Consider the following 22,254-nt stretch of genomic DNA (forward strand, 5'->3'; position numbering starts at 1 on the left):
ATTCTCCTTAGCGGCCGGGCGTCCAGTCCGGGGTGGTTAATGCCGTCAGTACGTGATCGCGCCATTTTCCATCAATCAACAAATAATCTTTCGCATAGCCTTCTTTTTCAAACCCCAACCGCGCCAGCAAATCACCGCTGCGTTTATTGTGCGGCATATAGTTGGCCATAATGCGATGAATATGTTGGGTACGTTGCATATAGCGAATGGCGGCGGTCAGAGCTTCAAACATCAGTCCTTTACCCTGCCATTTTTGTCCGATCGAATAACCGAGATAACAGGCGTGAAAAGAGCCGCGTACCACATTGGAAAAATTGGCTACGCCAATAATCTCTTTCTCATCTGGATCAAATAATCCAAAGTAAAAGGCTGAGCCCTGTTTATGAAATTCGTTAATCATGCTTAACCTGGCCTGCCAGCCTGAAGGATAGCAGTGGCTTTCATCGCGCACCGGCTCCCAGGGCTTCAGGAAATGGCGATTCTCTGCGTAATAATCCGCCAGTCGCCAGGCATCACGCTCATGCACCAGACGCACGACCAGTCGGTCGGTGGTTAAGCGCACTTTTGGCACGTTACTGCGATAGCCAAACATTCTATACCTACTCCTTCCCGTAACGTCTTTAATACGCTGTAAGTATTACTATACCTGCGCAACCAGAGCCTGTGAAAAGTCCAAAATGCCATTTTCTGCATTATTCACATATTGGATAAAAATTCTCTATCAAAGCGACGTTTTGAATAAATAAATATTGTCCCCGATATGATGGGAAAAATCTTAGCAGCAATGCAGAATAGAAAGTGCTCATCTTTTATTTCCCGGGAGGGGAAATGTCGCGCGTGTCGCAGGCGAGGAACCTGGGTAAATATTTCCTTCTCGTCGATAATATGCTGGTCGTGCTGGGGTTCTTTGTTGTCTTCCCGCTGATCTCTATCCGCTTCGTTGATCAAATGGGCTGGGCCGCCGTAATGGTCGGTATTGCCCTCGGTCTGCGTCAGTTCATTCAGCAAGGATTAGGCATTTTCGGTGGTGCTATTGCCGACCGTTTTGGCGCTAAACCGATGATCGTTACCGGTATGCTGATGCGCGCCGCCGGATTCGCCACCATGGGCATCGCCCATGAGCCCTGGATGCTGTGGTTTTCTTGTTTGCTCTCGGGCCTCGGCGGTACGTTATTTGATCCGCCGCGTTCGGCGCTGGTGGTGAAATTAATTCGTCCGGAACAACGGGGCCGTTTTTTCTCCCTGTTGATGATGCAGGACAGTGCCGGTGCGGTCATTGGCGCGCTGTTGGGGAGTTGGTTATTGCAATACGATTTTCGCCTGGTCTGCGCCACGGGGGCAGTTCTGTTTGTATTGTGTGCAGCGTTTAACGCCTGGCTGTTGCCCGCATGGAAACTCTCTACCGTGCGTACGCCAGTCCGCGAAGGCATGACCCGCGTGATGCGCGATAAACGTTTTGTCACCTATGTCCTGACACTCGCGGGCTACTACATGCTGGCTGTGCAGGTGATGTTGATGCTGCCAATTATGGTCAACGACGTTGCCGGAGCGCCCTCTGCCGTTAAATGGATGTATGCCATCGAAGCGTGTCTGTCGTTAACGTTGCTCTACCCTATCGCCCGCTGGAGCGAAAAGCGTTTTCGTCTGGAACACCGGTTGATGGCGGGGCTACTGGTGATGTCATTAAGCATGATACCCGTGGGCATGGTCAGCGGCCTGCAACAACTTTTCACCCTGATTTGTCTGTTTTATATTGGCTCGATCATTGCCGAACCTGCGCGTGAAACTCTTAGCGCCTCGTTAGCAGATGCACGAGCGCGCGGCAGTTATATGGGATTTAGTCGGCTGGGCCTGGCGATAGGCGGCGCTATTGGCTATATCGGCGGCGGCTGGCTGTTTGACCTGGGTAAATCCACGCAACAACCGGAGTTGCCGTGGATGATGTTGGGCGTTATTGGCATCATCACCTTCCTTGCGTTGGGCTGGCAATTTAGCCATAAACGTGCCGCGCGTCGGTTGCTGGAACACGACGCCTGATTTGATACTCCCCCCTGACTCCTCCATACTGAAAGTGAACTGACAGCCAAATGGAGGAGTCACGTGAAGCTATATATTTACGATCACTGCCCTTACTGCCTCAAAGCCCGCATGATTTTCGGCCTGAAAAATATCCCCGTCGAATTACACGTTCTGCTCAACGACGATGCAGAAACACCCACCCGGATGGTCGGTCAAAAACAGGTTCCCATTCTGCAAAAAGATGACAGCCGCTATATGCCAGAAAGCATGGACATTGTTCACTATGTTGATAAGCTCGACGGCAAACCGTTACTGACGGGTAAACGCTCCCCTGCCATTGAAGAGTGGCTGCGCAAGGTCAACGGCTATGCCAATAAACTGCTGTTGCCGCGTTTTGCCAAATCGGCTTTTGATGAGTTTTCTACTCCCGCCGCACGCAAATACTTCATCGACAAGAAAGAGGCCAGCGCGGGTAATTTTGCCGAGCTTCTCTCTCATTCTGATGGGTTAATTAAAAATATCAGCGATGATTTTCGTGCACTGGATAAACTCATCGTCAAGCCAAACGCCGTGAATGGCGAGCTTTCGGAAGATGACATTCAACTTTTTCCGCTGCTGCGTAATCTGACGCTGGTTGCAGGAATAAACTGGCCAAGCCGCGTCGCTGATTGCCGCGATAACATGGCTAAACAGACGCAAATCAATTTACTATCATCAATGGCGATTTAATCCTGACCCGCCGCGGCAGCCTGTATTCGCGGGTTGCCGCTGTTTTCAGTTTTTTCTGCTGGCGAGTTTATCGCTGGTGACACATGCTGCGTTGTGTCAGGATATTGACGCAGATTTCATGTCGAGGACTACCATGAACAAGTTTTTATTTGCCGCTGCATTAATCGTCAGTGGCCTGCTCGTTGGCTGTAATCAACTCACCCAATACACCATCACCGAACAAGAGATTAACCAGTCGCTTGCGAAACATAATAATTTCTCAAAAGATATCGGTTTGCCCGGCGTGGCTGACGCCCATATAGTGCTGACAAACCTGACCAGCCAAATTGGTCGTGAAGAACCTAATAAGGTTACCCTAACCGGGGACGCCAATCTGGATATGAACTCTCTGTTCGGTAGCCAAAAAGCAACCATGAAACTGAAGCTAAAAGCGCTGCCTGTGTTTGATAAAGAGAAAGGCGCTATCTTCCTGAAAGAGATGGAAGTGGTCGACGCGACCGTGCAGCCGGAAAAAATGCAAACCGTGATGCAAACGTTACTTCCCTATTTGAATCAGGCATTACGCAATTACTTTAACCAGCAGCCGGCTTACATCCTGCGCGAAGATGGCAGCAAAGGCGAAGCAATGGCTAAAAAACTGGCAAAAGGCATTGAAGTGAAACCAGGAGAAATAGTCATTCCGTTCACTGATTAATTACGAGGGCGTATTTGCGCCCTTTATTTTTCGTGCAAAGGAAAACGTTTCCGCTTATCCTTTGTGTCCGGCAAAAACATCCCTTCAGCCGGAGCATAGAAATTAATGACTGCACCATCCCAGGTATTAAAGATCCGCCGCCCAGACGACTGGCACCTTCACCTCCGCGATGGCGACATGTTAAAAACTGTCGTGCCGTATACCAGCGAAACCTATGGTCGGGCCATCGTTATGCCCAATCTGGCACCGCCTGTAACAACCGTTGAGGCTGCTGTGGCTTATCGCCAACGTATTCTTGACGCCGTACCGGACGGACACGATTTCACCCCGCTGATGACCTGTTATTTAACAGATTCGCTGGACCCCAATGAGCTGGAGCGTGGATTTAACGAAGGCGTGTTCACCGCCGCAAAACTTTACCCTGCGAACGCCACCACCAACTCCAGCCATGGTGTGACGTCGGTTGACGCTATCATGCCAGTACTTGAGCGCATGGAAAAAATCGGCATGCCGCTGCTGGTGCATGGTGAAGTGACCCATACTGACATCGACATTTTTGACCGTGAAGCGCGCTTTATTGAGACGGTCATGGAGCCGTTACGCCAGCGCCTGACCGCGCTGAAAGTCGTTTTTGAGCACATCACCACCAAAGACGCTGCCGACTATGTCCGTGACGGAAATGAACTATTGGCTGCCACCATTACTCCCCAGCATCTGATGTTTAACCGTAACCATATGCTGGTTGGCGGTGTGCGTCCGCATCTCTACTGTCTGCCGATCCTCAAACGCAATATTCACCAACAGGCGCTGCGTGAGCTGGTCGCCAGTGGTTTTGATCGCGTTTTTTCTGGGTACCGATTCCGCGCCTCATGCTCGTCATCGTAAAGAGAGTAGCTGCGGCTGTGCAGGTTGCTTTAATGCGCCATCGGCACTGGGTAGCTATGCAACCGTATTTGAAGAGATGAATGCACTACAGCATTTTGAAGCATTCTGTTCTTTAAACGGGCCGAAATTCTATGGATTACCGGTCAACGACACATTCATCGAACTGGTACGTGAAGAGCAACAGGTTGCTGAAAGCATCGCACTGACTGATGACACACTGGTGCCATTCCTCGCCGGGGAAACGGTACGCTGGTCCGTTAAACAATAAAAATCGTAGCTTCCTGTTGTCATTAGGTTATTTTACCTGTATAAATAACCAGTATATTCAACAGGGGGCTATTATGCGAATTGAAGTCACCATAGCGAAAACTTCTCCACTACCCACTGGGGCCATTGACGCTCTGGCGGGTGAACTTTCTCGTCGCATTCAGTATGCGTTTCCGGACAATGAAGGTCACGTATCGGTACGATATGCTGCGGCAAATAATTTATCGGTTATTGGCGCAACAAAAGAAGATAAACAGCGCATTAGCGAAATTCTACAAGAAACGTGGGAAAGCGCCGATGACTGGTTTGTTAGCGAATAATATGCAGTGATGTTTGTTTTTGCCGGGTCGCCCCGGCTTTTTTATATTTTTAAGATTGTTCGTACAAATTTTACACTCCCTCAAAATAATTGCACAATATGCTAAAAAAATATGAACGACATGCTGTTTTATTGTTCATATAAATCTTAAAAGCAAAAAAATATCTCACTACCCCTTTAAAATTTCGGTGAATAGCCATATTTATTGATATACTGAAGTTGCTTCAGATAAAAACGCATTGAACCTCGAATAACGTTGTCTAGTAACACGAATTAGGGGGCCATGATGGAAAAAAACAATGAAGTCATTCAGACTCATCCGCTCGTAGGGTGGGACATCAGCACCGTTGATAGCTATGATGCGCTGATGTTGCGTTTGCACTACCAGACCCCAAATAAGTCCGAGCAGGAAGGGACTGAAGTTGGTCAGACACTCTGGTTAACTACTGATGTTGCCAGACAATTTATTTCGATATTAGAAGCAGGAATCGCCAAAATTGAATCTGGTGATTTCCATGTCAATGAGTATCGGCGTCATTAACATGACATGACCATCCACCCAAAAGGCACCTTAACGGTGCCTTTACCATTTCTGGGTTGTATATCGTTTGTTACTTATTTACTCTGCTTAAACCATGAGAGCAGAGAGAAAAAAATGAAATACGATCTCATCATTATTGGCAGCGGTTCCGTAGGCGCTGCAGCCGGGTATTATGCCACCCAGGCCGGTTTGAAAGTGCTGATGACCGACAGCCATATGCCGCCACATCAACACGGCAGCCACCACGGAGATACGCGATTAATTCGCCATGCTTATGGCGAAGGCGAAAAGTATGTCCCGCTAGTACTCCGTGCGCAAACCCTGTGGGATGAACTCTCCCGTCACAACGAAGAAGACCCCGTTTTTGTGCGCTCCGGCGTCATCAACCTCGGCCCTGCCGACTCCGAGTTTCTCGCCAATGTCGCCCACAGCGCGGAACAATGGCAACTCAACGTCGAAAAACTGGATGCACAGACAATTATGGCCCGCTGGCCGGAAATACGCGTTCCTGACAACTATATCGGGCTATTTGAGGCCGATTCCGGTTTTTTACGCAGCGAACTGGCGATTAAAACCTGGATCAAACTGGCGAATGAAGCTGGCTGCGCACAGCTGTTTAACTGTCCGGTCACCGCAATTCGTCATGACGATAACGGCGTAACTATTGAAACGGCGGACGGCGAGTACCAGGCGAAGAAAGCGATCGTCTGTGCGGGTACCTGGGTAAAAGAGCTGCTACCAGAACTGCCCATCCAGCCCGTACGTAAAGTATTCGCCTGGTATCAGGCCGATGGCCGCTATAGCGTGAAGAATAAATTCCCGGCCTTTACCGGTGAATTACCCAATGGCGATCAATACTACGGTTTTCCGGCGGAAAACGATGCTCTGAAGATTGGGAAACATAACGGTGGTCAGGTCATTCATTCAGCGGATGAACGTGTTCCGTTTGCGGAAATCGACAGTGACGGTTCCGAAGCTTTCCCATTCTTACGTAGTGTGTTGCCTGGTATCGGCTGCTGCCTGTATGGCGCGGCTTGCACCTATGATAATTCGCCTGACGAAGATTTTATTATCGATACCCTACCAGGACACGCTAATACGCTACTGATTACCGGCCTGAGTGGGCATGGCTTTAAATTTGCTTCGGTATTAGGGGAAATAGCCGCTGACTTTGCGCAAGACAAAAAAATCGATTTTGATTTAACGCCATTCCGGCTTTCCCGCTTTCAATAACCATCATCACGGCCTCTAAGTTGAGGCCGTTTTTACAGGAGCTTTTAATGCGTCGCCTGGTGAACTATCTCATCAATAATATTCGCGAACATCTCATGCTTTATCTTTTTCTCTGGGGGGTATTGGCGATTATGGATCTGATCTATGTGTTTTATTTTTAATCACCAGGCGCTGACACAAACTGACAAAAATTTAATTTCCCTTTCATTTGGCGTGAAAATTTGAATAAGCTCATTCCAGTCGCAACAGCATTCACCAGATATCCCTCACCCTGAAACCACTAAACTTATGAAGGTTCTTTCATTATTAAATCAAAATTATTGAAATAAAAATAAATATCATTCGGATTGTTGTTTTTAAGTTGCAATTCATCTCATGACAGGCCATTTTCATTACCTCGTGAATATGTTCTGGATGCAGTTATGCAATTCATAAATTCCCCTCAACGCTATGGTGTTATTTCTGCCGCTTTACATTGGCTGACGGCAATTATTGTCTATGGCATGTTTGCTTTAGGTTTGTGGATGGTAACGTTAAGTTATTACGACGGTTGGTATCACAAGGCGCCAGAGTTGCATAAAAGTATCGGTATTCTGTTAATGATGGGGCTGGTTATTCGCGTTCTCTGGCGTTTGATTTCTCCTCCGCCTGGCCCATTGAAAAGCTATTCCCCCGGTATACGTTACGGAGCGAAAGCAGGCCATCTGGCACTTTATCTTTTGCTCTTTGCTATTGGCTTGAGCGGCTACCTTATTTCGACCGCCGATGGCAAACCCATCAGCATCTTTGGTTGGTTTGAAATCCCCGCAACGCTTGCCGACGCAGGCACGCAAGCTGACTTAGCAGGAGCTCTACATTTCTGGTTTGCCTGGAGTGTCGTCGTCCTGTCAGTTATGCACGGATTTATGGCGCTGAAACATCATTTCATCGATAAAGACGACACCCTGAAGCGCATGCTGGGAAAGTCGTCATCTGACTATGGAGTATAAAAAATGAAAAAAAGCCTGCTTGGTTTAACCTTCGCTTCCCTGTTGTTCTCTGCCGGTTCAGCTATTGCTGCCGATTACAAAATTGACAAAGAAGGCCAGCACGCCTTTGTCAATTTCCGCATACAACATCTGGGCTACAGCTGGGTTTACGGCACGTTTAAAGATTTCGACGGTACTTTTACGTTTGATGAAAAGAATCCGGCTGCCGATAAAGTCAATGTCACCATTAACACCACCAGCGTAGATACCAACCATGCCGAGCGCGATAAACATCTGCGCAGCGCGGATTTCCTCAACACAGCAAAATATCCGCAGGCAACCTTTACGTCCACTAGCGTAAAGAAAGACGGTGACGAGCTGGATATCACAGGTGATCTGACACTGAATGGCGTAACTAAACCAGTAACGCTGGAAGCGAAGTTGATTGGCCAGGGCGACGATCCGTGGGGCGGTAAACGTGCTGGCTTCGAAGCTGAAGGTAAAATTAAGCTGAAAGACTTCAATATCAAGTCAGATTTAGGTCCAGCCTCTCAGGAAGTTGATCTGATTATTTCGGTGGAAGGTGTACAGCAGAAATAATGCTGAAATGTTGCCGGATGACGCGCATCCGGCAATGATGTTTATTCCGCTGGATCAGGTATGCCCAGTGTCGTATTCAGGCGTCCCCGCGACTTATTGAAGATTTTATTGCCATTTTCTCGCCCGGCTCGACGGCGTCGCTGTTCTTCTGGCGGTAACGCGCTCTCTTCGCAGCAAATCTCACTACAACACCCCTTGAATTTCTCAGCACATGTCGGACACTGGATAAACAGCAAGTGACAGCCATCATTTTTACAGTTGGTATGGCTGTCACATGGCGTGCCGCACTGATGGCAATGCGCAATAACTTCATCAGAGATGCGCTCGCCCATCCGTTCGTCAAAAACGAAATTTTTGCCAACAAAACGCACTGGTAAGCCTTGTTCACGCGCCTTACGGGCGTATTCAATAATGCCGCCTTCAATATGCCAGACTTTATTAAAGCCGTTATGCTTCATCCAGGCACTGGCCTTTTCGCAACGAATGCCACCAGTGCAGTACATGACGATTTTTTTATCTTTATGCGTCTGCATCATCTCAACCGCTTTCGGCAGTTGTTCACGAAAGGTATCAGCCGGAATTTCTAACGCATTTTCGAAATGACCGACTTCATATTCATAGTGGTTGCGCATGTCGATAAACAGCGTATCGGGATCATCAAGCATGGCATTCACTTCCGCCGCTTGCAGGTATTCCCCGACATTAGTGGCATCAAATTGAGGATCGTCAATCCCGTCAGCGACAATCCGCTCGCGGACCTTCATGCGCAGCACCCAGAAGGATTTCCCGTCATCATCCAACGCAATATTCAGGCGTAAACCCTCTAACGCAGGATCAAAAGCATAAAGCTGTGCGCGAAATGTCTCGACGTTGCTCCCTGGTACACTAATTTGCGCGTTGATCCCCTCATGAGCCAGATAGACCCGGCCAAAAACATTCAACGAAGCAAATAGCTGATATAAAGCATCGCGGGTCACTTTAGGATCGGCAATATGGAAATATTTATAAAACGAAATGGTGGTGCGCGGTTCACTCTCGGCCAGCATTTTGGCTTTCAGTGCGTCGTTGGAAATGCGGTTGTGTAACACTGGCATGGTGTACGGTTCCTGCGAGGTGGGAAAGTAAAATCCGGCGCATGATATAGCAATAATCGCAAATTAACATCCACACTTTTTACGCTACATTTGCGCATTAAAAATTATTAATAGTTTACATGCGCGGCATTTTCGCCCAGTCTTCAGCCTCAAATTTTGGTTGAGGGCGAAAAAATGCGACAATACATACAATTGCCCGTATAGGTTGAAAGACAGGATTGATATGACGAATCTACCCAAGTTCTCCACCGCACTGCTTCATCCGCGTTATTGGTTAACCTGGTTGGGTATTGGCGTACTTTGGTTGGTCGTGCAATTGCCCTACCCGATTATCTATCGCCTCGGCTGTGTGACAGGACGACTGGCGTTACGTTTTATGAAACGACGCGCCAAAATTGTGCATCGCAACCTGGAACTGTGCTTCCCGGAAATGAGCGAACAAGAGCGCCAGCAGATGGTGATTAAGAATTTTGAATCCGTTGGCATGGGACTGATGGAAACCGGCATGGCATGGTTCTGGCCAGAAAGTCGGGTTGCCCGCTGGACGGAAGTTATCGGCATGGAGCATGTCCGTGACGTGCAGGCGCAAAAGCGTGGCATCCTGTTAGTTGGCATCCATTTTCTGACGCTGGAACTCGGTGCGCGACAATTTGGAATGCAGGAGCCGGGGATCGGGGTTTATCGCCCAAATGACAATCCATTGATCGACTGGCTGCAAACCTGGGGGCGCCTGCGTTCGAATAAATCAATGCTCGATCGCAAAGATTTAAAAGGGATGATTAAAGCCCTGAAAAAAGGTGAAGTCGTCTGGTATGCGCCGGATCACGATTACGGTCCGCGCTCGAGCGTTTTTGTGCCATTGTTCGCCGTTGAGCAGGCGGCAACCACCAGCGGCACCTGGATGTTGGCACGAATGTCCGGCGCATGTCTGGTGCCATTTGTCCCTCGTCGTAAGCCGGACGGCAAAGGTTATCAGTTGATCATGCTACCGCCAGAGTGCTCACCGCCTCTGGATAACGCTGAAACCACCGCCGCGTGGATGAACAAAGTGGTCGAAAAATGCATCATGATGGCGCCAGAACAATACATGTGGTTGCATCGCCGCTTCAAAACGCGCCCGGAAGGCGTTCCTTCACGTTACTAACCTTCTTTATGCCGGATGCGCAGCATCGCATCCGGCACATCAACATCCCCCCTTGATTTAGCGATAAAAGCTCTCTGCATTGCGTCACTTATAAGTCAGGCGCATAATTAGTGTGCTTATCTTTTATTCTCTTGTTCACCGCGTCCTGGCGCACCAACAGCGGATTGCTATGTCACTCTGTGAAAATGACACTCCCATAAACTGGAAACGAAACCTGCTCGTTGCCTGGCTTGGCTGTTTTCTTACCGGCGCCGCCTTCAGTCTGGTAATGCCGTTCTTACCCCTCTACGTTGAGCAACTTGGCGTTACGGGCCACTCGGCGCTAAATATGTGGTCAGGGATTGTCTTCAGTATTACCTTTCTATTTTCCGCCATTGCATCTCCGTTCTGGGGAGGATTAGCTGACCGCAAAGGTCGAAAAATTATGCTCCTGCGCTCTGCCCTCGGGATGGGTATCGTGATGGTGCTGATGGGGGTAGTGCAAAATATCTGGCAATTTCTGATCCTGCGAGCATTGCTGGGTCTGCTCGGTGGATTTGTCCCTAATGCCAACGCACTAATCGCCACTCAGGTCCCACGCAATAAAAGCGGCTGGGCGCTGGGTACACTCTCTACCGGTGGGGTTAGCGGCGCGCTGCTCGGCCCCATGGCTGGCGGCCTGCTCGCCGATAACTACGGCTTACGTCCGGTATTTTTTATTACCGCCAGTGTGCTAATACTCTGCTTTTTCGTCACCCTATTTTGTATCAAAGAGAAATTCCAGCCAGTCAGCAAAAAAGAGATGCTGCACATGCGGGATGTCGTGACATCGCTTAAAAACCCGAAGCTGGTACTTAGCCTGTTTGTCACAACATTAATCATCCAGGTCGCCACCGGTTCAATCGCGCCAATCCTGACACTCTATGTCCGCGAACTGGCGGGGAATGTCAGTAATGTTGCTTTTATCAGTGGCATGATTGCCTCGGTCCCCGGCGTGGCTGCGCTACTTAGCGCGCCACGGCTTGGCAAACTGGGGGATCGTATCGGGCCAGAGAAGATCCTGATAACGGCGCTGCTCTTTTCTGTGCTGCTGTTAATCCCCATGTCTTACGTCCAGACACCATTCCAACTGGGGGTTTTACGCTTTTTACTTGGAGCCGCTGATGGCGCGTTACTCCCCGCGGTACAAACGCTACTGGTCTATAACTCAACAAACCAAATCGCCGGACGAATTTTCAGCTACAACCAGTCATTTCGTGATATTGGCAACGTTACGGGACCATTGATGGGCGCGGCTATCTCGGCAAACTATGGTTTCCGCGCAGTGTTTCTGGTCACCGCAGGAGTTGTGTTGTTTAACGCGGTTTATTCCTGGAACAGTTTGCGTCGCCGCCGATTGCCCCAAGTGACAGGCTGATTTTTCGCCTTTCATACTTGCAAAAGCGCATAATCAGCTATTCTTTCCCTGAATACATCATCAAATCAAAGGGAGAATCGTGATGACTATGTACGCAACGCTTGAAGAAGCCATTGATGCCGCACGGGAAGAATTTCTTGCTGACAACCCCGGAATCGATGCAGATGAAGCAAATGTGCAACAGTTCAATGTCCAGAAATACATTCTGCAAGATGGCGACATTATGTGGCAGGTTGAGTTTTTTGCTGATGAAGGCGAAGAAGGTGAATGTCTGCCAATGTTCAGCGGTGAAGCTGCACAAAGCGTCTTTGACGGCGATTATGATGAAATTGAAATCCGCCAGGAATGGCAGGATGAAAATACGCTGCATGAATGGGACGAAGGCGAATTTCAGCTTGAGCCGCCTCTGGATACTGAAGAAGGACGCGCTGCCGCCGATGAATGGGATGAGCGTTAATTACTCATATGGCCCATGTTGAATATCAATGGGCAGGAGTAAGGTATCAAAGACGAGGGAGAACGGCAGATCGAGGATCGTAACATAGCGCCATGCGGAGTCACGAACATCCCATTGCACTCCGGGATAATATTGGTTGCCATGCCCCTGCCCCGGTAAAGTGCGGCTAATGATGCTGCCACAGCCACTCAGTAAGGTAACCATGATGCCTACCACAATGAAACGCATTTGATACCTCTTTCCTAAAAAAATACCGGCATTACGCCGGTATTTTTATTGGCTCGTTGTTTTTGCCGGATGCAGCGTGAACGCCTTATCCGACCTACAAAATCTTGCAAACTCAATATATTGCAGGAACGATGTAGGCCTGATAAGCGTAGCGCATCAGGCAACTACGTTTTTATTGCGAAGCCGCATCCGGGTTACGCAATGCCTGTGGATTCAGCTTTATCCCTTCATAGTAACTCACCCATGAAGAATATTTCTCCGGAGAGTTCCATACGCGGAAATGCAAACGTGCCATCGTTACCGGGTCGCTCAAAAGCACCAGACGACGATCGCGGTTCAGCTTCTCTGGCGTCTCGTTCAGCGCCTGTTCAACGTGGCGGTCACGGGCGATTTCCAGCACCTTACTGGCGCGGTGACGCGCGGTCGCCATTGCCGTTGCCAGGGCGTTAAACGACGGGTTAAATACCGCGTGCATAAAGCCATCGTCGAGAGAACGTTGACGGTTCATCTCAAGGAAACGATCGGTATCTACCAGCACCTGCGGCGGTGAATACTCTTCCGGGATCAGGAACAGTTTCCAGCGTTTAGCACGCAGCCCTACGGTCGCACGGCTGGAGATCACCGAAACAAACGGTGACAGGATCAGCGAGAAGACAATCGGCGCCAGCCAGAACAGGAATCTCAGATCCAGCCATGCCATACCAACCGCCCACACCAGGCCCAGTAACAGTTGCGAACCGTGACGTTTAAACGCTTCTCCCCAGGAAGTGGAGTCATCATCACGTTGCGGTGAATTCCACACCACCTCCCAGCCGAGGAAGGCACTGACCACGAATACCGTATGAAACAGCATGCGCACCGGCGCCAGCAGTACGGAGAACAGCACTTCCAGCAGCAGCGACAAAGTGACGCGCCAGAAGCCACCATACTCTTTAGTCCCTTTGCACCAGATGAGCAAAATACTCAACAATTTTGGCAGGAACAGCAGCACCATTGTTGAGGCAAACAGTGCAATCGCCAGTTCAGGACGCCATTGCGGCCACACAGGGAACAACTGCCGTGGTTGCAGGAAGTATTGCGGTTCGGTCAACGCATGCACTACCTGTAATGCGGTCGAGAGCGCGAGGAACATAAACCACAGCGGCGCAGAGAGATAAGACATTACCCCCGTCAGGAACACCGCACGGTGTACCGGGTGCATCCCTTTGACCAGGAACAGGCGGAAGTTCATCAGGTTGCCGTGACACCAGCGACGGTCACGCTTTAGCTCGTCCAGCAAGTTTGGTGGCAACTCTTCATAAGAGCCTGGGAGATCGTACGCAATCCATACTCCCCAACCTGCACGGCGCATCAGTGCCGCTTCTACAAAGTCGTGCGACAGGATTGAACCGGCAAAAGAGCCTTCACCCGGCAACGGCGCCAGCGCGCAGTGCTCGATAAAGGGTTTCACGCGGATAATCGCGTTATGCCCCCAGTAGTGCGACTCGCCAAGTTGCCAGAAGTGCAGACCGGCAGTGAACAATGGTCCATAAACACGGGTCGCAAACTGCTGGCAGCGCGCGTACAGCGTATCCATACCAGATGCTTTCGGCGAAGACTGGATAATCCCGGCGTTCGGGTTGGCTTCCATCAGGCGCACCAGGCCGCACAAGCAATCACCGGTCATCACTGAATCGGCATCCAGCACTACCATGTAGCTGTACTGACTGCCCCAGCGACGGCAGAAGTCATCGATATTACCGCTTTTACGCTTTACACGACGGCGGCGGCGGCGATAGAAAATCTGCCCTTCGCCGCCGACTTCAGCGATAAGCTCCATCCAGGCTTTTTGCTCTGCGACGCAGATATCCGGGTTGTAACTATCACTCAGAATGTAGACATCAAAGTGTTTAGCATTGCCGGTGGCTTTTACCGATTCCCACGTTGCGCGCAAGCCTGCAAAGACGCGATTCACGTCTTCATTACAGATGGGCATGATCAATGCCGTACGATGCTCCGGGTTTAGCGGTTCATCGCCAACGGTCGACGCAGAAATACTGTATTTATCGCGACCAATGAGCAGTTGCAGGAACCCCATTAACGCGGTCCAGAAACCGGCAGACACCCAGCAGAAAAGAACAGCAAAGAGGATCAGAATGCCGGTTTGCAGCATATAAGGCAGGAGCTGCATAAAGGAAACCCACAGATCCTGATCGACCATATCAACCGGATTAATAAACGCCCACCCCTGGTACGGAAGAATCGTCTTCATGTACCAGGTGGCGACAACGGTTTGCGCCAGTGTCAGGATAAGCAGGATATAACGACGGATTGTCCCGACGGTACGCCATTTTTGCTCGCTTTCCTGTTCTTCTTTGGTCAACCGAGCCAGATAGCGCGGTGTCACATCGCGCCCGCGCAGACGATCCCAGAATCGCCCTACCGGGTTAGTTCGCCACGGGTCGGGAAACATAGAGGAACGTTTTGCTTTCGGCATGGCCTGCAGCTGATCGCGTCCTTCGTCGTCTTTAATTAACTGCCCATCAGCCAGTGAATCCGGCCAGGCTTGTTCAAGACGCGCCTTCACCGACCCTTGCGGGGAGTCATCCTCCCGCGCCCAGGTGCGGTGTTCGGCATCCAGCGCCTGATGAACGGCGCGGATATCGGTCTTCGGCAATGCCGCTTTCTCACTGGCGGAGATGGGCATTGCGTCAATGTACTCAGTTGTTTTATTCATTGGCAGGTAACTGGTAGCTCCAGGTTTCACTCAACGTCTGATCGGCATTCACCAGCGCAGCACGCATTTCAGTGGTTTTCTTGGCATCTTTCACTTTCACGCGCATTACCAGACGCCAGCCTTTGGTGACCGGGTTATAACGCACTGTACTCTCTACAATCTCACCATTATCGCCAATACTGGTTTGTGCGGTGACTGGCGTATCCGCTGGCAGTTTTTTCATTTCTGCACCAGTAAAATCGACCACAAAGGCGATAGTACCGTCAGGTTGACGAATCAGGTTTGATTGTTTCACATCCCCCGTTGAACGACGCGTCTGCTGTACCCAGGCGTTATCTGGCGCATGCAATTTGTCTTCGTCCCGGCTGAAGGTGATGGTGTATTTAAAGTTCATCTCTTTACCCGGTTCCGGCAGCTGGTCCGGCGTCCAGTAAGCGACGATGTTATCGTTAGTTTCATCGTTAGTCGGGATTTCTACCAACTCAACGCTACCTTTGCCCCACTCCCCTTTCGGTGTTACCCAGGCGCTTGGACGCAGATCGTAACGGTCGTCGAGATCTTCAAAACGAGAGAAGTTGCGGCCACGTTGTAACAGACCAAACCCTTGCGGATTCTCCATAGAGAAGCTGCTAACCGCCAGATGTTTCGGGTTATTCAGCGGACGCCAGATCCACTCGCCGTTACCGGCATGGATAGACAAGCCGTTTGAGTCGTGCAATTCCGGACGATAGTTATTCGCCGGAGACGGCTGGTTCGGTCCGAACAGGAACATACTGGTTAGCGGCGCAACACCCAGTTTGCCGACTTTGTCGCGCAGATAAATTTTAGACTGCACATCAACAACCGTGTCACGTCCTGGCATAACCACAAACTTGTAAGCGCCTGTCGCTCGCGGTGAGTCAAGCAATGCATAAATGGTTAAACGTTTATCAGTCGGTTTTGGACGCTCGATCCAAAACTCTTTAAAGCGCGGAAATTCTTCACCGGATGGCAACGCGGTATCAATTGCCAGGCCGCGGGCAGAAAGGCCATAAACCTGACCTGCACCAATCACGCGGAAATAGCTAGCCCCGAGCATGCTGACGATTTCATCGTTTTTATCTTTGCTGTTGATCGGGTAAAGCACTTTAAAACCGGCAAAACCAAGGTCTTTTACCGTGTCTTTGTCATGCTGAACATCGCCGAATGTAAAATAATCCGGACTGTATTTGATTCTTTTTACTGCCGTTGCAGTAACTTCATTGATTTTGACCGGCGTGTCGAAGTACATACCCTGATGGTAGAACTCGAGCTTGAATGGGGTCTTCAGATTGTTCCAGTAGGCTTTGTCATGATTAAACTGGATCTGCTGATAATCCGCGTATTTCATGTCGCGGAAAACGGAGGGCAAGTTGCTTTTAGGCGTCTCATAGCCTTTTCCGGCTAAGGATTGAGCTTGCTTTGCAACATCGTCAATGCTGAACGCCCAGCTTGAAGAGGTATACAGGGTTAACATTACTGCAGCACTCAACCAACGCATTTTCATCATTTGTAGTTTATGTTTCATAATAAGTAAGCACTTCCCCCTTTGTGTGCTTATATCGATCCGATCTATTTTAATGGATAACCAGCCATTACGACAACAGAATCCCGGTGTTATTCAGCATGCTGGCTCATGGATTAAGCACTTGATTGCGACCGTTTTCACTTTCCGTGCTTCTCCTAAAGACAGAAGCAGCGAGTTCGTGTAGGGTTTGCCAGCAAATTTATTTATCAACAGTCTTACAGACGCTTCCATTTTGGTTAGTGGTAGTGACTATGCCGCGCAAAAACACCCGTGAAGCCTGTGCCAGATGCGGTCAGGTCGATGTTGTTATGGCAAAAGCCTAAAGGCATTACCCGGCAGGGATAAGACGAAAAATCCGAGATTAGTTAATCATATATGAATCCAGTACCCGCGCAGCGTGAATATTTCCTCGACTCCATCCGCGCCTGGTTGATGTTGTTAGGGATCCCTTTTCATATTTCTTTAATCTATTCAAGCCACACCTGGCATGTGAATAGCGCAGAACCATCCTGGTGGCTGACACTTTTTAACGATTTCATCCACTCGTTCCGCATGCAGGTATTTTTCGTTATTTCTGGTTATTTTTCCTACATGCTTTTTTTGCGCTACCCATTGAAAAAATGGTGGAAAGTTCGCGTCGAACGCGTGGGGATCCCGATGTTAACGGCCATTCCTCTGCTGACCTTGCCGCAATTCATTATGCTGCAGTATGTCAAAGGCAAAGCAGAAAGCTGGCCTGGCCTGTCATTATATGACAAATATAATACACTGGCCTGGGAATTAATTTCGCACCTGTGGTTTTTACTGGTATTGGTGGTCATGACGACACTTTGCATATGGATATTTAAGCGCATCAAAGATAATTTAGATAATTCCGATAACAAAAATAAAAAATTCTCAATGGCTAAACTATCGGTGATCTTCTTATGCCTCGGCATCGGCTATGCGGCAATAAGAAGAACGCTCTTTATCGTTTATCCGCCTATTTTAAGCGATGGCATGTTCAATTTTATTTTCATGCAGACGCTGTTTTATATGCCGTTTTTTATCCTTGGCGCATTAGCTTTTATTTTCCCTAATCTTAAAGCCTTGTTTACCACACCTTCTCGTGGTTGCACACTCGCTGCAGCAATGGCATTTGTCGCATATTTGCTCAATCAACGTTACGGTAGCGGCGATGCCTGGATGTATGAAACCGAGTCGGTGATCACGATGGTACTCGGCTTGTGGATGGTGAATGTGGTTTTCTCCTTTGGTCACCGTTTGCTCAATTTTCAGTCGGCGCGGGTGACCTATTTTGTAAACGCATCGCTGTTTATCTACCTGGTTCACCACCCGTTAACGCTGTTTTTCGGCGCATACATCACCCCGCATATCACCTCAAATTGGCTTGGTTTTCTCTGCGGCCTGATATTTGTGATAGGGATTGCGATAATTCTGTATGAAATTCATTTACGCATTCCGTTGTTGAAGTTTTTGTTCTCCGGAAAACCGGCCATTAAGCGCGAGAATGATAAAGCGCCAGCCCGCTGAGCCACACTTACAATAACCATTCAACGGGTAATATTGACGCCAGTCTGACCAAAACCCGCTTCCAGAAACTGGTTGCGGGTTCTTTTTTGAGAATAATTTTTTCCTTCCCGTGGCGATCGACCCAGTTAATCCGCCCCCACCGATCCAAACGCAACTGCCAGGCCGCATCATACTGACTCTGAATAAAGCGTTTATCGATCAGTTGCGCCAGCGTTTTGCTCTCTATTACCAGGCCCATTTCAGTGTTGAGTAATGTAGAACGCGGGTCGAAATTGAATGAACCAATAAATACGGTTTTGCCATCGACACTGAAGGTCTTGGCATGCAGACTGGCACCGGAATTCCCGGTTATTCCACGGTCGTGCAGTGTACCGGGTTGTTCCTGCGTCGGCTTCAGTTCATAGAGTTCCACGCCATAACGGAGCAATTTTTTGCGCCAGCGTGCGTAGCCAGCATGCACCACAGCGACATCATTGGCGGCAAGTGAGTTGGTTAAGATTGCTATCTTTACCCCTTTTCTTACCATTCCGTAACAGTTGCGCTACACCTGCACGCGTCGGCACAAAATAGGAAGAGATAATATCAATCCGCTCGCCGGGTGACCCCATGATATCGAACAAACGCTGCGGCAGAAGGGAATGGCGTTTTGCTTTGCCCTCCCCTTTCGCAGGATCATCACTTAATAAACGCGTTTTTGCCCAAATAAGCGGTAACGCCCCCTCAACGAGTTGATTCATAAAAGGGCTTGATTCCAGTTTATGCAAATAGCGATGCGTGATGCTGTCATTATGCCAGGATGCGGGTAGCTCAATACGATCAGCCATTTCACCTTCTGGCACATCCAGAACATGCTGCAAGGGTGAAACTGATTTGCAATACCAGTAGCGGGCGAAATCATCAGCGACGTCCTCAACAACCGGCCCCATTGCCATCACATCTAAATCTGAAAAAAGCGGTTCTTCTCCTGCTCCAAAATATGCATCGCCGATGTTTCTCCCCCCCACCAGCGTCACCACGCCATCGACGGTAAAACTCTTATTGTGCATACGTCGATTGAGACGGGAAAAATCGGTGATATAGCCAAGCGGACGCAATAAGCGAAATGAGAAAGGATTGAAAAGTCGAACTTCAATCCGCGGATGACTATCGAGCAAGCGTAAAATGTCATCAAGTCCGGGTGTATTGTTGTCATCAAGCAACAAACGAACGCGAACGCCACGCTTCGCGGCGGCTAACAGAGCGGAAAACAGTAACCGCCCCGACATATCGTCCTGCCAGATGTAATACTGAACATCCAGCGTATGTTCCGCCATTTCTGCCAGGCGATAACGTGCGGCAAACGCATCCAGACCTTTATCAAGGGGGAAAATGCCGCACAGTCCTGGATGTTGCGAACACAAGGGCAACACCGCGCTCGCCAGCCGGGGCAAATCATTCATCTCCTTGTTGGGTAAGGAGTCTTTCGTAGAGATGGGCGTTTTCTTCATCATAACAGACAAAGTATACCTGCTCGGGTAAAGCGTGACGGGTAATAAATTCCGAAACGGTTTTTACTGCTATTTCAGCCGCTGCAGCGCGTGGGTATCCATAAACACCAGTACTAATGGCAGGGAAAGCTACCGATGTATAACTGTTCGCCGCCACCAGTCGCAGACTATTGAGATAGGCATCCTGCAATAGCTGATCTTCATTTTGTTCTCCGCCGCGCCACACGGGTCCAACAGTATGTACAACAGCTTTGGCGGGGAGATCGCCTGCGAGGGTAATTACTGCGTGTCCCGTAGGGCAATCGCCCTGTTGTTGTCTGACTTTTAAACAGGCATCCAGCAGCGCCGGACCGGCAGCGCGATGTATAGCGCCATCGACGCCGCCTCCCCCCATCAACGATGGATTTGCCGCATTAACAATCACATCAACGGCCAGTTTGGTAATATCGCCCTGTACAACATGAATACGCGATTTCATAACGCCTCCTTACACCATCTTGTTTCTTAAGTGTACAGCAGGGTTTTTAGAGAAATCGCATTTTTCTTGTCAGCGACGTGAGTGATTCAGAAACTTAGTTATATTCGATATTCATCACAGCCAGCTTTTTCTGCTCATCAAGATACTGCACTTTTACTGAGGCAATTTGCGCATTTTTAACTTTGCCGCTCATTAGCTCTTTGCTGGAATACGTTTTGCTCTGTACAGGACCATTTTGCATACAGGTCATTTCAACTGGCGCTTGTAGGGAGCTCACGTCACACGCCGGTTCCACAATTTGACCATAAAAATGAATCACGCCACCTTGCGCATTACTTTCCGCTGTTGCAAAGAAAGGAAAAACCAGGCTGCCAAGCATAAGGGAGTTTAATAACGGTCTGAACATCTCTTCTATTTCCTCAATGATTAATCATCCTTGAGGGTGTGTTATCCATGCTTTCAGGTGGCCGATTCGTATCAGACCATTCTCTTCTGGCTCATTTTATGCTCAACTATCAATACATTAAGACTTTCCTGAAGAGGGCGGCCATTGTTGTGATAAATGAAGTGACTGTCCATCAGAAACAGTAACAACTATTTTCACCCGATCGTCCGGGGAAATATTTAAACTCAACTTCGTCAAGGCAATGGGTTGATTAGCGGGTAATGAAAGGGTCTTTTCTTGCTTCGTCTGACTTTGTCCCGAACTGCCTTCACGCAGAGATAATATTTGCACCCGGCACAAGCATGATTGCGTCAGAGTAACCTCAGGAATAATGGTGTACATGTCACCTTGCTGGGTTGTATTAAAGGTTATCTGGCTGGAAAGCGCCGCGAGAAGTAATAACGCGTTCATACTATTCTCCCGAAAAAAAAACAGGGCTTGCGCCCTGTTTCTGTAATACAAATTCTGTATTAGTACTGATGAGCGGTCGCGTTGTTACCAAAGCCAACCTGAGTTACGTTGACGCTGGAGTTAGATGCAGTCTGGTCAACTGCTGCACCGTTGCCGCCACCGAACTGTTTAACAGTCATTTCAGAGTTTTTACCCGTTCCACTGATCCAGTGTCGCGCTGTTACCAAAGCCACGTTGGGTCAGTTCAATTGAGCTGTCATCAGAACCTTGTCCCACATCTGCGCCGTTACCGCCGCCGTGCTGGGTAATTGTCAGATCAGAGTTGCGGGCATCAGCCTGCAATGCAACAGCAGAGTTACCGCCACCGTATTGGTAAATATTCAGTTCTGAATTCGGGCCGCTGTTATTACCGCCACCACCGTGGTTGCCGCCGCCACCGCCGTACTGAGGAATAGAACCTGCCAGAGCGCTACCGGAGAATACGATTGCTGCAATTGCTGCTACTTTTAAAAGTTTCATGTAAAACCCCCATCGGATTGATTTAAAAGTCGAATGGAAATTAACGCTGTGTTACGCGAATAGCCATTTGCGACTGTCTCTGCACTACAATTGCCGTTTTTTGAGTACCATGCTGCGTAATATTTGCTTTATTACCAGAACCTTTCTGGATAATCATTGCAGTATTACCATATGCGCCCTGCGAAATACTGGCATCGTTGGCATTGCCCGCCTGATCAATATACGCAAGGTTATAATCTCCTGTCTGGTCAATCTTTGCCCGGTTGTTATTACCATCTTGCGAAACAACCGACAAAAGTTTAGAGCCTCCCTGCCGTAACTGTGCACTATTATTAGCACCAGCTTGACCAATTATGGCTGCCTGATTAAATGAAGACTTACTCAATTCATTTACCGCAAAGTTATACTCTGAATTAGCTAAATCATAACCTGCCGCGGCTGCAATCCCAGGCGCACCCAGTACTGTTAACATCATAAATAACAATCTGTTTTTCATGTTGTCACCCTGGACCTGGTCGTACATTTAAGAAATTTAAATCATTTCA

Annotated in this window: 22 protein-coding genes and 3 pseudogenes; 14 read left to right on the top strand and 11 right to left on the bottom strand. The window is 49.0% G+C overall.

The genetic code is table 11. The features are described from left to right. Positions 1-7: 7 nt before the first annotated feature. Entirely contained in the window at positions 8-592 is a 585-nt protein-coding gene (gene rimJ, locus CRI63_RS01105) for a ribosomal protein S5-alanine N-acetyltransferase (protein ID WP_130205501.1), read from the bottom strand. Positions 593-828: 236 nt separating this feature from the next. Here rimJ and mdtH point away from each other — a divergent pair, with 236 nt between their 5' ends. The 10 genes and pseudogenes from mdtH to CRI63_RS01155 all read left to right on the top strand — a co-directional run bounded on the left by mdtH (position 829) and on the right by CRI63_RS01155 (position 8,255). Then, entirely contained in the window at positions 829-2,037 is a 1,209-nt protein-coding gene (gene mdtH, locus CRI63_RS01110) for a multidrug efflux MFS transporter MdtH (RefSeq protein WP_135518217.1), read from the top strand. A 63-nt stretch (positions 2,038-2,100) separates the two neighbouring features. Beyond that, positions 2,101-2,748 carry a glutaredoxin 2 gene (grxB, locus tag CRI63_RS01115; RefSeq protein ID WP_135518219.1) on the top strand — a complete coding sequence of 216 codons (648 nt, stop codon included), beginning with the start codon at positions 2,101-2,103 and terminating at the stop codon, positions 2,746-2,748. 133 nt (positions 2,749-2,881) lie between these two features. Further along, positions 2,882-3,442, top strand: a complete 561-nt coding sequence (locus CRI63_RS01120) for a lipoprotein (RefSeq protein ID WP_064528527.1) — start codon at positions 2,882-2,884, stop codon at positions 3,440-3,442. A 105-nt stretch (positions 3,443-3,547) separates the two neighbouring features. Next, positions 3,548-4,595: pseudogene (gene pyrC / locus CRI63_RS01125) on the top strand (dihydroorotase). A gap of 73 nt (positions 4,596-4,668) precedes the next feature. Then, a complete protein-coding gene (dinI, locus tag CRI63_RS01130; RefSeq protein ID WP_001217771.1) occupies positions 4,669-4,914 on the top strand; it encodes a DNA damage-inducible protein I in 246 nt (81 codons plus the stop codon). 285 nt (positions 4,915-5,199) lie between these two features. Further along, positions 5,200-5,454: a biofilm formation regulator BssS gene (bssS, locus tag CRI63_RS01135; RefSeq protein ID WP_000414435.1), complete on the top strand. Its 255-nt coding sequence runs from the start codon at positions 5,200-5,202 to the stop codon at positions 5,452-5,454. Positions 5,455-5,568: 114 nt separating this feature from the next. After that, positions 5,569-6,687, top strand: a complete 1,119-nt coding sequence (gene solA, locus CRI63_RS01140; protein ID WP_130258288.1) for an N-methyl-L-tryptophan oxidase — start codon at positions 5,569-5,571, stop codon at positions 6,685-6,687. 47 nt (positions 6,688-6,734) lie between these two features. Next, positions 6,735-6,848 carry a YceO family protein gene (locus CRI63_RS01145; protein WP_001253741.1) on the top strand — a complete coding sequence of 38 codons (114 nt, stop codon included), beginning with the start codon at positions 6,735-6,737 and terminating at the stop codon, positions 6,846-6,848. A 261-nt stretch (positions 6,849-7,109) separates the two neighbouring features. After that, on the top strand, positions 7,110-7,676 hold the full coding sequence (locus CRI63_RS01150) for a cytochrome b (protein ID WP_135404183.1): 567 nt from the start codon (positions 7,110-7,112) through the stop codon (positions 7,674-7,676). Between the two features lie 3 nt (positions 7,677-7,679). After that, positions 7,680-8,255, top strand: a complete 576-nt coding sequence (locus CRI63_RS01155) for a YceI family protein (RefSeq protein WP_064528519.1) — start codon at positions 7,680-7,682, stop codon at positions 8,253-8,255. A 41-nt stretch (positions 8,256-8,296) separates the two neighbouring features. On the opposite strand, the gene CRI63_RS01160 is transcribed toward CRI63_RS01155, so the two are convergent. Beyond that, entirely contained in the window at positions 8,297-9,349 is a 1,053-nt protein-coding gene (locus CRI63_RS01160; RefSeq protein WP_135518221.1) for a rhodanese-related sulfurtransferase, read from the bottom strand. A 223-nt stretch (positions 9,350-9,572) separates the two neighbouring features. On the opposite strand from CRI63_RS01160, the gene lpxL reads away from it, so the two are divergent. The 3 genes from lpxL (at position 9,573) to CRI63_RS01175 (ending at position 12,346) form a co-directional block, all read left to right on the top strand. Continuing rightward, the gene (lpxL, locus tag CRI63_RS01165; RefSeq protein WP_130258286.1) at positions 9,573-10,493 is read left to right on the top strand and encodes a kdo(2)-lipid IV(A) lauroyltransferase; all 921 of its coding nucleotides are present in this window, start codon (positions 9,573-9,575) and stop codon (positions 10,491-10,493) included. A 169-nt stretch (positions 10,494-10,662) separates the two neighbouring features. Next, a complete protein-coding gene (gene mdtG, locus CRI63_RS01170; protein WP_135518222.1) occupies positions 10,663-11,889 on the top strand; it encodes a multidrug efflux MFS transporter MdtG in 1,227 nt (408 codons plus the stop codon). Between the two features lie 82 nt (positions 11,890-11,971). Continuing rightward, entirely contained in the window at positions 11,972-12,346 is a 375-nt protein-coding gene (locus CRI63_RS01175) for a MysB family protein (protein ID WP_130205483.1), read from the top strand. Here the strand turns inward: CRI63_RS01175 and CRI63_RS01180 are convergent, their stop codons facing one another. The 3 genes from CRI63_RS01180 to mdoG form a co-directional block, all read right to left on the bottom strand. Beyond that, positions 12,347-12,574 (bottom strand): YceK/YidQ family lipoprotein, encoded by a 228-nt coding sequence (locus CRI63_RS01180; RefSeq protein WP_130205481.1) that lies wholly within the window; start codon positions 12,572-12,574, stop codon positions 12,347-12,349. A gap of 172 nt (positions 12,575-12,746) precedes the next feature. After that, positions 12,747-15,290 (bottom strand): glucans biosynthesis glucosyltransferase MdoH, encoded by a 2,544-nt coding sequence (gene mdoH, locus CRI63_RS01185; RefSeq protein ID WP_130222068.1) that lies wholly within the window; start codon positions 15,288-15,290, stop codon positions 12,747-12,749. Continuing rightward, positions 15,283-16,818, bottom strand: a complete 1,536-nt coding sequence (mdoG, locus tag CRI63_RS01190) for a glucans biosynthesis protein MdoG (RefSeq protein WP_130222255.1) — start codon at positions 16,816-16,818, stop codon at positions 15,283-15,285. The genes mdoH and mdoG overlap by 8 nt, the downstream gene beginning before the upstream one ends. 393 nt (positions 16,819-17,211) lie before the next feature. Between mdoG and mdoC the strand changes: the two genes are divergently transcribed. Continuing rightward, positions 17,212-18,369: a glucans biosynthesis protein MdoC gene (mdoC, locus tag CRI63_RS01195; protein ID WP_130222069.1), complete on the top strand. Its 1,158-nt coding sequence runs from the start codon at positions 17,212-17,214 to the stop codon at positions 18,367-18,369. A 7-nt stretch (positions 18,370-18,376) separates the two neighbouring features. Here mdoC and clsC read toward each other — a convergent pair. The 6 genes and pseudogenes from clsC to csgB all read right to left on the bottom strand — a co-directional run bounded on the left by clsC (position 18,377) and on the right by csgB (position 22,205). Further along, positions 18,377-19,859, bottom strand: a pseudogene (gene clsC, locus CRI63_RS01200) (cardiolipin synthase ClsC). After that, the gene (ymdB, locus tag CRI63_RS01205; protein WP_064528503.1) at positions 19,801-20,334 is read right to left on the bottom strand and encodes an O-acetyl-ADP-ribose deacetylase; all 534 of its coding nucleotides are present in this window, start codon (positions 20,332-20,334) and stop codon (positions 19,801-19,803) included. The pseudogene clsC and the gene ymdB overlap by 59 nt, the downstream one beginning before the upstream one ends. Before the next feature lie 94 nt (positions 20,335-20,428). Continuing rightward, positions 20,429-20,740: a type 1 fimbrial protein gene (locus tag CRI63_RS01210; RefSeq protein WP_130205471.1), complete on the bottom strand. Its 312-nt coding sequence runs from the start codon at positions 20,738-20,740 to the stop codon at positions 20,429-20,431. A gap of 117 nt (positions 20,741-20,857) precedes the next feature. Next, positions 20,858-21,190: a curli assembly chaperone CsgC gene (csgC, locus tag CRI63_RS01215; RefSeq protein ID WP_000992819.1), complete on the bottom strand. Its 333-nt coding sequence runs from the start codon at positions 21,188-21,190 to the stop codon at positions 20,858-20,860. Positions 21,191-21,249: 59 nt separating this feature from the next. Continuing rightward, positions 21,250-21,709, bottom strand: a pseudogene (gene csgA, locus CRI63_RS01220) (curli major subunit CsgA). 40 nt (positions 21,710-21,749) lie between these two features. Then, positions 21,750-22,205 (bottom strand): curli minor subunit CsgB, encoded by a 456-nt coding sequence (gene csgB, locus CRI63_RS01225; RefSeq protein ID WP_130215852.1) that lies wholly within the window; start codon positions 22,203-22,205, stop codon positions 21,750-21,752. Between the last annotated feature and the right edge of the window lie 49 nt (positions 22,206-22,254).

Source organism: Escherichia sp. E2661 (assembly GCF_004745185.1).
Lineage (GTDB): Bacteria > Pseudomonadota > Gammaproteobacteria > Enterobacterales > Enterobacteriaceae > Escherichia.